The organism is Pseudomonas sp., assembly GCF_049645325.1.
Lineage (GTDB): Bacteria > Pseudomonadota > Gammaproteobacteria > Pseudomonadales > Pseudomonadaceae > Aquipseudomonas.
In genome coordinates this window covers 1-9,978 of record NZ_JBARTQ010000609.1, presented here as the reverse complement: position 1 = coordinate 9,978, position 9,978 = coordinate 1, and the positions used below count along the sequence as shown (strand labels likewise).

Annotated in this window: 8 protein-coding genes; 6 read left to right on the top strand and 2 right to left on the bottom strand. The window is 60.4% G+C overall.

The window, feature by feature from the left end; translation table 11 throughout:
* Together mutS and fdxA are read left to right on the top strand one after the other, a co-directional pair.
* On the top strand, nt 1-2,478 hold a 2,478-nt coding region (gene mutS / locus WBB95_RS25520; protein ID WP_424490098.1), incomplete at its 5' end, for a DNA mismatch repair protein MutS.
* A gap of 142 nt (nt 2,479-2,620) precedes the next feature.
* Entirely contained in the window at nt 2,621-2,944 is a 324-nt protein-coding gene (gene fdxA, locus WBB95_RS25515; RefSeq protein WP_424490097.1) for a ferredoxin FdxA, read from the top strand.
* Nucleotides 2,945-3,444: 500 nt separating this feature from the next.
* Here fdxA and apbC read toward each other — a convergent pair whose 3' ends face one another.
* Nucleotides 3,445-4,539 (bottom strand): iron-sulfur cluster carrier protein ApbC, encoded by a 1,095-nt coding sequence (gene apbC / locus WBB95_RS25510; protein WP_424490096.1) that lies wholly within the window; start codon nt 4,537-4,539, stop codon nt 3,445-3,447.
* 172 nt (nt 4,540-4,711) lie between these two features.
* Here apbC and metG point away from each other — a divergent pair, with 172 nt between their 5' ends.
* The 4 genes from metG to WBB95_RS25490 all read left to right on the top strand — a co-directional run bounded on the left by metG (nt 4,712) and on the right by WBB95_RS25490 (nt 9,204).
* Complete coding sequence (gene metG / locus WBB95_RS25505; RefSeq protein WP_424490095.1) at nt 4,712-6,763, top strand: methionine--tRNA ligase; 2,052 nt, start codon at nt 4,712-4,714, stop codon at nt 6,761-6,763.
* Nucleotides 6,764-7,011: 248 nt separating this feature from the next.
* A complete protein-coding gene (gene rsxB / locus WBB95_RS25500; RefSeq protein ID WP_424490094.1) occupies nt 7,012-8,175 on the top strand; it encodes an electron transport complex subunit RsxB in 1,164 nt (387 codons plus the stop codon).
* Between the two features lie 100 nt (nt 8,176-8,275).
* Nucleotides 8,276-8,914 carry an endonuclease III gene (gene nth, locus WBB95_RS25495; protein ID WP_424490093.1) on the top strand — a complete coding sequence of 213 codons (639 nt, stop codon included), beginning with the start codon at nt 8,276-8,278 and terminating at the stop codon, nt 8,912-8,914.
* Nucleotides 8,915-9,021: 107 nt separating this feature from the next.
* Nucleotides 9,022-9,204: a PA3496 family putative envelope integrity protein gene (locus WBB95_RS25490; RefSeq protein ID WP_124526113.1), complete on the top strand. Its 183-nt coding sequence runs from the start codon at nt 9,022-9,024 to the stop codon at nt 9,202-9,204.
* A gap of 85 nt (nt 9,205-9,289) precedes the next feature.
* On the opposite strand, the gene WBB95_RS25485 is transcribed toward WBB95_RS25490, so the two are convergent.
* Entirely contained in the window at nt 9,290-9,922 is a 633-nt protein-coding gene (locus WBB95_RS25485) for a response regulator transcription factor (RefSeq protein WP_016970755.1), read from the bottom strand.
* Between the last annotated feature and the right edge of the window lie 56 nt (nt 9,923-9,978).

Below are 9,978 nucleotides of genomic sequence, written 5' to 3'. Positions count from 1 at the left end.
GAGATCTTCTATGAAGACGCGAAGAAGGCCGCCAAGTTGCTGGACATCACCCTGACCGCGCGCGGGCAGTCGGCGGGGCAGTCGATTCCGATGTGTGGGATTCCTTACCACTCGTTGGAAGGCTACCTGGTCAAGCTGGTGAAGCTGGGCGAGTCGGTGGTGATTTGTGAGCAGATCGGCGACCCGGCGACGAGCAAGGGGCCGGTGGAACGTCAGGTGGTGCGCATTATTACGCCGGGCACGGTGAGTGATGAGGCGCTGCTGGATGAGCGTCGTGACAACCTGATCGCTGCGGTGTTGGGCGATGAACGTCTGTTTGGCCTGTCGGTGCTGGATATCACCAGCGGCAACTTCAGCGTGCTGGAGATCAAGGGCTGGGAGAACCTGCTGGCGGAGCTGGAGCGCATCAACCCGGTGGAGTTGTTGATTCCGGATGATTGGCCGAAGGATTTGCCGGCGGAAAAGCGTCGTGGGACCAAGCGTCGTGCGCCGTGGGATTTCGAGCGGGATTCGGCGCTGAAAAGTCTGTGCCAGCAGTTCTCGGTGCAGGACCTTAAAGGCTTCGGCTGTGAAACCCTGACCCTGGCCATCGGCGCCGCCGGTTGCTTGCTCAGCTACGCCAAGGAAACCCAGCGCACCGCCCTGCCGCATTTGCGCAGCTTGCGCCATGAGCGCCTGGACGACACCGTGGTGCTCGACGGCGCCAGCCGTCGCAACCTGGAGCTGGACACCAACCTGTCTGGCGGGCGCGACAATACGCTGCAATCGGTGGTCGACCGTTGCCAGACCGCCATGGGCAGCCGCTTGCTGACCCGTTGGCTGAATCGTCCGCTGCGGGATTTGACTGTGCTGCAAGCACGCCAGACCTCGATTACCTGCTTGCTGGATGGCTACCGCTTTGAAAAGCTGCAGCCGCAGTTGAAAGAAATTGGCGACATCGAGCGCATCCTGGCGCGGATCGGCCTGCGCAATGCGCGGCCACGTGACCTGGCGCGTCTGCGCGATGCCTTGAGCGCACTACCGCAGCTGCAAGTGGCGATGACCGCGCTGGACACGCCGCACCTGCAACAGCTTGCACTGACTGCCGGCACTTACCCGGAACTGGCGGCGCTGCTGGAAAAAGCCATCATCGACAACCCGCCGGCGATTATTCGTGATGGCGGCGTGCTGAAAACCGGTTACGACACCGAACTGGACGAGTTGCAGTCGCTGAGCGAAAACGCCGGGCAGTTCCTGATTGACCTGGAAGCCCGCGAAAAAGCCCGCACAGGCCTGGCCAACTTGAAGGTCGGCTACAACCGCGTGCACGGCTACTTTATCGAGTTGCCGAGCAAGCAGGCCGAGTCGGCGCCGATCGACTATCAGCGTCGTCAAACCCTTAAAGGTGCCGAGCGTTTCATCACCCCGGAGCTGAAAGCGTTTGAAGACAAGGCGCTGTCGGCCAAGAGCCGTGCGCTGGCGCGCGAGAAGATGCTCTATGAAGCCTTGCTCGAAGACTTGATCAGCCGCTTGGCGCCATTGCAAGACACGGCCGCCGCCCTGGCGGAACTGGATGTGTTGAGCAACCTGGCCGAGCGCGCGTTGAACCTTGACTTGAACTGCCCGCGGTTTGTCAGCGAGCCGTGCATGCGCATCGTGCAGGGCCGCCACCCGGTGGTGGAACAGGTGTTGACCACGCCGTTCGTCGCCAACGACCTGTCGCTGGATGACGACACGCGGATGCTGGTGATCACTGGCCCGAACATGGGCGGTAAATCCACCTACATGCGCCAAACCGCGTTGATCGTGTTGCTGGCGCACATCGGCAGCTTTGTGCCGGCGGCCAGTTGCGAATTGTCGTTGGTCGACCGCATTTTCACGCGGATCGGGTCCAGCGATGACCTGGCCGGTGGCCGTTCGACCTTTATGGTGGAAATGAGCGAAACCGCCAACATCCTGCATAACGCCACCGAGCGCAGCCTGGTGCTGATGGACGAAGTGGGCCGCGGCACCAGCACGTTTGACGGCCTGTCCCTGGCGTGGGCGGCGGCCGAGCGTTTGGCGCACCTGCGTGCCTACACGCTGTTCGCCACGCACTATTTCGAATTGACCGTGTTGCCGGAAAGCGAGCCGCTGGTGGCCAACGTGCACCTCAATGCGACCGAGCACAACGAGCGCATCGTGTTCCTGCACCACGTGCTGCCGGGGCCAGCCAGCCAGAGTTATGGCTTGGCGGTGGCGCAATTGGCCGGTGTGCCGAACGACGTGATCACCCGCGCCCGCGAACACCTCAGCCGCCTGGAAACCACGGCCTTGCCGCACGAAACCGTGGTCGCAAGCCCCGCCAAAGCCAAGGGCAAACCCAGCGCGCCGCACCAGAGCGATATGTTTGCCAGCCTGCCCCATCCGGTGCTGGATGAGCTGGCCAAGCTTGACCTGGACGGCTTGACCCCGCGTAAAGCGCTGGAAATGTTATATGCACTGCAAGTTCGGATATAACGCAGAGGCTTGCAAGCTGGTAGACTCTCGCGCGGTTTGGGATGCTGCAGGCTCTTAGCCTGGTCTGCAGACTATCGCTCCCGAACCTCGCGAGCCCTGCCACACAGGGTTTCGCTGCCGCCGCCTGAGGAGAGAATTAGAAATGACCTTCGTCGTTACCGACAACTGCATCAAGTGCAAGTACACCGACTGCGTCGAAGTGTGTCCGGTGGACTGCTTCTACGAAGGCCCGAACTTCCTGGTTATCCACCCGGACGAGTGCATTGACTGCGCCCTGTGTGAGCCTGAATGCCCGGCCGTCGCTATTTTCTCCGAGGACGAAGTCCCGGCAGAGATGCAGGAATTCATTCAGTTGAACGTTGATCTGGCCGAAATCTGGCCGAACATCACTGAGCGCAAGGATCCGATGCCGGATGCTAAAGAGTGGGATGGCAAAAAAGGCAAGATTGCAGAGCTCGAACGCTAACAGCGTCGCTGCCCACTAAAAAAGGCCCCTTGCGGGCCTTTTTGCGTTTCCGGGGAACCGGTTTTACTTTTCTGCAGGCAAAAAAAAGGGGCGGTATGACCCGCCCACATTTTTTCCCTAGTCCCTGTATTCCTTTTCATCATCCTGATGAATCGCATCCTGCGACATTCCCTGAAACCACCGTTCCTTGATGGCCGTGTCAATCCGTGGACACAGGGCTGATGTTAGAGAGTTCCAAGGGAAGTTCAACGGGATCCAACTCAGGCGCTGACAGGCTCCAGCGCTAAAACGGATGTAAATAATTGTTATATTTCAATCAGATAGAAAAATAGCTCACTGATTTGAGCCGCACACACCCGGTAAAAAAACCAAACACTTACGAAAAAGTAAGCGAATGCTTACACGCTCGATTGGGTAAAGGCGTAACCGGGTGCCACCCGCCGATGCTCGGGCAATAAAAAGCCCCGACACTGTCGAGGCTTTTGTCCCATCAGGCAGGGTCAGTCGTCACTGACCGTGATGGTCGGCATCGCCGGTGCAGCGGCTTCCTGCAGGACGATCCGGGCGCCCACGTGGCGGGCCAATTCCTGATAGATCATTGCGATCTGGCTGTCAGGCTCGGCCACCACGGTCGGTTTGCCGCCATCGGCCTGTTCACGGATCACCATCGACAGCGGCAACGAGGCCAGCAGTTCGACGCCGTATTGGGTCGCCAGCTTCTCACCACCGCCTTCACCGAACAGATGCTCGGCGTGGCCGCAGTTGGAGCAGATGTGAACGGCCATGTTTTCCACGACGCCCAGCACCGGGATGTTGACCTTGCGGAACATCTCCACGCCTTTTTTTGCGTCGAGCAGCGCCAGGTCCTGAGGCGTAGTGACGATCACCGAACCGGCCACCGGGACTTTCTGCGCCAGGGTCAGCTGGATATCACCGGTGCCGGGCGGCATGTCGATCACCAGGTAGTCGAGGTCGCCCCAAGCGGTCTGTGTGACCAATTGCAGCAACGCGCCGGAGACCATCGGGCCGCGCCAGACCATCGGCGTGTTGTCATCGGTCAGGAAGGCCATGGACATGACTTCCACGCCATGGGACTCGATCGGCACGAACCACTTCTGGTCCTTGACCTTCGGCCGCGTGCCTTCGGCAATCCCGAACATCACGCCTTGGCTGGGGCCGTAGATATCAGCGTCGAGAATGCCCACGCGGGCGCCTTCACGGGCCAGCGCCAGCGCCAGGTTGGCAGCCGTGGTGGATTTGCCCACGCCGCCCTTGCCGGACGCCACGGCCACCACGTTCTTGACGTTGGCCAGGCCCGGGATCTGCGCCTGGGCCTTGTGCGCGGCAATCACGCACTGGATGTCGACCTTGGCCGAACGCACACCGTCCAGGCCCTCGATGGCCATTTGCAGCATCTGCGCCCAACCGTTCTTGAACAGGCCGGCGGCATAGCCCAGTTCCAACTGGACCGAGACCTGGTCGCCCTGGACCTCGATGGCGCGTACACAGCCGGCACTGACCGGGTCCTGGTTCAAATAGGGGTCGGTGTACTGGCGAAGAACGGCTTCCACCGCTGCGCGATTGACGGCGCTCATGGGCTACTCCCGAAAAAAGACTGACTGAAACAGGCGGCTATCCTAACCGTTCCCGCCGCCCAACGGCATGCTTTCGAAGGCCGGAAAGCTTCAGAAACAGCGCCACGGGGTGAAATATATTTCCCGGCGCTTTATAGTGGCCGACCTCCGTTTCATCAAGTAGCCGAGCCCCATGTCCGAGCCACGCAAGATCCTCGTCACCAGCGCCCTGCCCTATGCCAATGGTTCTATCCATCTTGGCCATATGCTTGAGTACATCCAGACTGATATGTGGGTGCGCTTCCAGAAGCATCGCGGCAATCAATGCATTTATGTCTGCGCGGACGACGCCCACGGTTCGGCCATCATGCTGCGCGCCGAAAAGGAAGGGATCACCCCCGAACAACTGATCGCCAATGTGCAGGCTGAACACAGCGCCGACTTTGCCGAGTTCCTGGTTGATTTCGACAACTTCCACTCGACCCACTCCGACGAAAACCGCGAGCTGTCGAGCCAGATCTACAAGCGTCTGCGTGATGCCGGGCACATCGACACGCGCTCGATCACGCAGTATTTCGACCCGGAAAAGAAAATGTTCCTGGCCGACCGCTTCATCAAGGGCACCTGCCCGAAATGCGGCACCGAAGACCAGTACGGCGACAACTGCGAGAAGTGCGGTGCCACCTACGCACCGACCGACCTGAAGAACCCGCGCTCGGCCATCTCCGGCGCCATTCCGGTGCTCAAGGATTCCCAGCACTTCTTCTTCAAGCTCCCGGATTTCCAGCAAATGCTGCAAACCTGGACGCGCAGCGGCACCCTGCAAGACGCCGTGGCCAACAAGATCGCCGAGTGGCTGGATGCCGGCCTGCAACAGTGGGACATTTCCCGCGATGCGCCGTACTTCGGCTTCGAGATCCCGGACGAGCCGGGCAAGTATTTCTATGTATGGCTGGACGCGCCGATCGGCTACATGGCCAGCTTCAAGAACCTCTGTGACCGTACGCCGGCGCTGGACTTCGACGCGTTCTGGAACAAGGATTCGACCGCCGAGCTGTACCACTTCATCGGCAAGGACATCGTCAACTTCCACGCCCTGTTCTGGCCGGCGATGCTCGAAGGTTCGGGCTACCGCAAGCCTACCGGCATCGCCGTGCACGGCTACCTGACGGTCAACGGCCAGAAAATGTCCAAGTCCCGTGGCACCTTTATCAAGGCGCGCACGTACCTGGACCACCTGTCGCCGGAATACCTGCGCTACTACTACGCGTCCAAGCTGGGCCGTGGCGTCGACGACCTCGACCTGAACCTCGAAGACTTCGTACAGAAGGTCAACTCGGACCTGGTCGGTAAAGTCGTCAACATCGCCAGCCGTTGCGCCGGGTTTATCCACAAGGGCAACGCCGGGCTGCTGGTGGCTGAAAACGCCGCGCCAGAATTGACCGACGCCTTCCTGGCCGCCGCGCCAGGCATCGCCGACGCCTATGAAGCCCGTGACTTTGCCCGCGCCATGCGCGAGATCATGGGCCTGGCCGACCGCGCCAACGCCTGGATCGCCGACAAGGCGCCGTGGTCGCTGAACAAGCAGGAAGGCAAGCAGGCTGAAGTCCAGGCAATCTGCGCCACGGGCGTCAACCTGTTCCGCCAGTTGGTGATCTTCCTCAAGCCGGTACTGCCATTGTTGGCCGCCGATGCCGAGGCGTTCCTCAATGTTGCGCCGCTGACGTGGGACGACCACGCCACACTGCTCAGCAACCATCAGTTGAACGAGTTCAAGCCGCTGATGACCCGCATCGACCCGGTCAAGGTCCAGGCCATGACCGACGCTTCGAAAGAAGACCTGGTCGCCAGCCAGACCGACACCGGCGAAGCCGCACCGGCCGGCAACGGCGAGCTGGCCAAGGACCCGCTTTCCCCGGAAATCGACTTTGACGCCTTCGCTGCTGTGGACCTGCGTGTTGCGCTGATCATCAAGGCCGAAGCCGTGGAAGGCGCCGACAAGCTGCTGCGCCTGACGCTGGATATCGGTGACGAGCAACGCAACGTGTTCTCCGGGATCAAGAGTGCGTATCCGGACCCGTCCAAGCTCGATGGTCGCCTGACCATGATGATTGCCAACCTCAAGCCACGGAAAATGAAGTTCGGCATTTCCGAAGGCATGGTGATGGCAGCTGGCCCTGGCGGCGAAGAGATCTACCTGCTGAGCCCGGACAGCGGCGCCAAGCCGGGTCAACGCATCAAGTAAGCCTCTGTTGTGAGCGGGCTTGTTGTAGTGATCGGGCTTGTGTGGTGAGCGGGCTTGCCCCGCGCTGGGGCGCGAAGCAGCCCTAACCCAGTCACCCTGTTCTGCCTGTCAGAACTGCGGTGGCTGCCATAGGCCCGCTTCGCAGCCCAGCGCGGGGCCAGCCCGCTCACTGCATAAGGCTGCTCACCACAACAGCCCGCCACCGCACAGGCTCTGTCCGTTTAACCGGCATACGCAATGATCACCCCATGAACCTGATTCAACGTATCGACGCGCTGTTGCCGCAGACTCAATGCGGCAAATGTGGGCACCCGGGTTGCAAGCCTTACGCCGAGGGCATCGCGCTGGGCGAGGCGATCAACAAGTGCCCGCCGGGTGGGCAGGAAACCATTGCGGGCCTCGCGCAGTTGCTTCGCGTGCCGGTGCTGGAACTGGACGCGCACCGAGGCGAAGCCCCGGCTCAGGTCGCCTATATCCGTGAGGCCGAGTGCATCGGCTGCACCAAGTGCATCCAGGCCTGCCCCGTGGATGCGATTGTCGGCGCCGCCAAGTTGATGCACACCGTGATCATGGATGAGTGCACCGGTTGCGACTTGTGCGTCGCGCCCTGCCCTGTCGATTGTATTGAGATGCGCCCATTGGTCAGCGTGCTGCCGATTGTCGGTGACCTCGCGGCCAATGCGCAGGAGCGCCAGGAACGCGGCCTCAAGCGTGACCGGGCGCGGCGACGTTATGAGCAACGCAACGCGCGGCTGCAACGTGAGGAAGCCCATAAGCTCGCCGAGCGTCTGGCACGCGCCAAGCGCTCGGCGCCGGTTGCGGCGACGCCACTGGATGCCAATCAGGCGACCCAGGACGCCGCAGTCAAGAAAGCCAAAATTACCGTCGCCATGAGCCGCGCGCAGTTGCACAAATCCTTGAAGGCCTTTGGTCACCCGCCGACCTTTGAGCAACAGTCGCAATTGATCATCCTGCAGCAGCAGTTCGAGGCCGCAGAACTGGCGCTCAGCGCGCTGGAAGTGGACAGCCCACCCCCACCGCCGACGCCCAAAGACCCAGAACTCAAGCGCGCGAAAATTCAGCTGGCCATGCGCCGTGCCGAATTAAAAAGGGCTCAGGACCAGAATGCTGATGAACAGCAGTTGGCGTCCTTGAGTGCCGCATTGGCCGCCGCCGAACAAACCCTGCATGACGCTGAAGCTGCCAGCGAGCAGCCCAGGCCCGATTTGCAGCGCGTGGAAAAACGACCCATCGACACCCAACTGCGCCAGCTGAAAACTGCCGTGGCTTATGCCCGTGCCGATGTCAGCAAATTGCAACGCCAGCCGGGTGTCAGCGCAGACGAACTGAACGCCGCGCTGCACACGCTGGAAGAAGCACAGCGCCTGGTCGACGCCCATATCGGCGCTTGACCGTGACAACGGCTGCCGGGCGCGCTGGCGATGGTTTATCCTGCACAGCCTGCTCCACACCTGAACACCCGTTGACTGCCTGCAAGGAAACGCCTGCCCGATGAACGCCGCAAAACGCCTGGAAATTTTCCGCAGGTTTCACGAAGACAATCCGGAACCCAAAACCGAGCTGGCCTACACCACGCCGTTCGAGTTGCTGATTGCGGTGATCCTCTCGGCGCAGTCCACGGACGTCGGCGTCAACAAGGCCACGGCCAAGCTTTACCCCGTCGCCAACACGCCAGAAGCCATCTATGCGCTGGGTGTCGAGGGGTTGTCGGAATACATCAAGACCATCGGCCTGTACAACAGCAAGGCCAAGAACGTGATCGAGACCTGTCGGCTGCTCGTGGAACTGCATGACAGCGAAGTGCCACAAACCCGCGAAGCGCTGGAAGCACTCCCCGGCGTGGGCCGCAAGACCGCTAACGTGGTGCTCAACACTGCGTTCCGCCAGCTGACCATGGCAGTGGACACGCATATTTTTCGCGTCAGCAACCGAACCGGCATCGCGCGCGGCAAGAACGTGGTGGAGGTGGAAAAGCAGTTGATGAAGTTCGTGCCCAAGCCGTACCTGCTCGATTCTCACCACTGGCTGATACTTCACGGGCGCTACGTTTGCCAGGCCCGCAAGCCACGCTGTGGGAGCTGCCGCATCGAGGACCTGTGCGAATACAAGGACAAGACGTCCGACGATTGAGGAATCATTGGTTTTCTCGATCAGTCGATTGAAAAAATCTTTTTTACCCCTTCGCGGTTTATCGTTATAAGGAGCGCCAACGGCAGTCTTAGCCTGGAGTGAACCTTATGAGCACTGGCAAAGAACAACTGGATGTAGAAGACGACCTCGTTGCAGAGTCGGATGACGATGGGGAAGCACCGGTTGCAGAGGTGGCCAAGACCAATTTGAGCAAACGCCGCACTATCGACAACCTTCTGGAAGAGCGACGCTTGCAAAAACAACTGGCCGATTACGACTTCGACCTCTGATCGACCCGTTAACGACCGGAAGCCTCCCTGACGGAGGCTTTTTTCTGCCGGTTAGGCTGGCTTCTGTGTTGGACGTTCCCCTCCTCTAGACAAGGCCATTGCGCTGGGCCAGCTCGATCAGGTCCACCAGAGAACGCGCATTGAGCTTGAGCAGCAGGCGCGTCTTGTAGGTGCTGACAGTCTTGTTGCTCAGGAACATGCCGTCGGCGATTTCCTTGTTGGTTTTGCCGCGGGCCAACTGCTGCAACACCATCATCTCCCGGCCTGACAGACGCTCAACCATGTCGGCTTCACTGGCGTTGCCCATGGTGGAGCGTACCGAATTGAGCGCCTGGTTCGGAAAGTAGCTGTAACCCGACAGCACGGCCTTGATGGCGCTCAGCAACTCGGTCAGGTCCTGCTGCTTGCACACATAGCCGGCCGCCCCCGCCTGCATGCAGCGCATGGAAAAATGCCCCGGCGCCTGCGACGTCAGCACCAGCACCTTGAAGGGTGCGGGCTGCTTGGTGGACGCCAGGCGACAGATGACTTCCAGCCCATCGAGTTTGGGAATCCCGATATCCAATATGACAATGTCCGGTACATGTTCCCGTGCAAGTTGCAACGCATCGACACCGTTATCAGTCTCGGCAACGACTTCATAACCATGACGCTCCATTAGCATGCGCACAGCAAGACGAATGACGGGATGATCATCCACGATCAGCACTTTATTCATGAGAAAGTCCAATTTCGCTGTTCGAATTATTTAGAGCAAGCACAATAGCCTAGTCG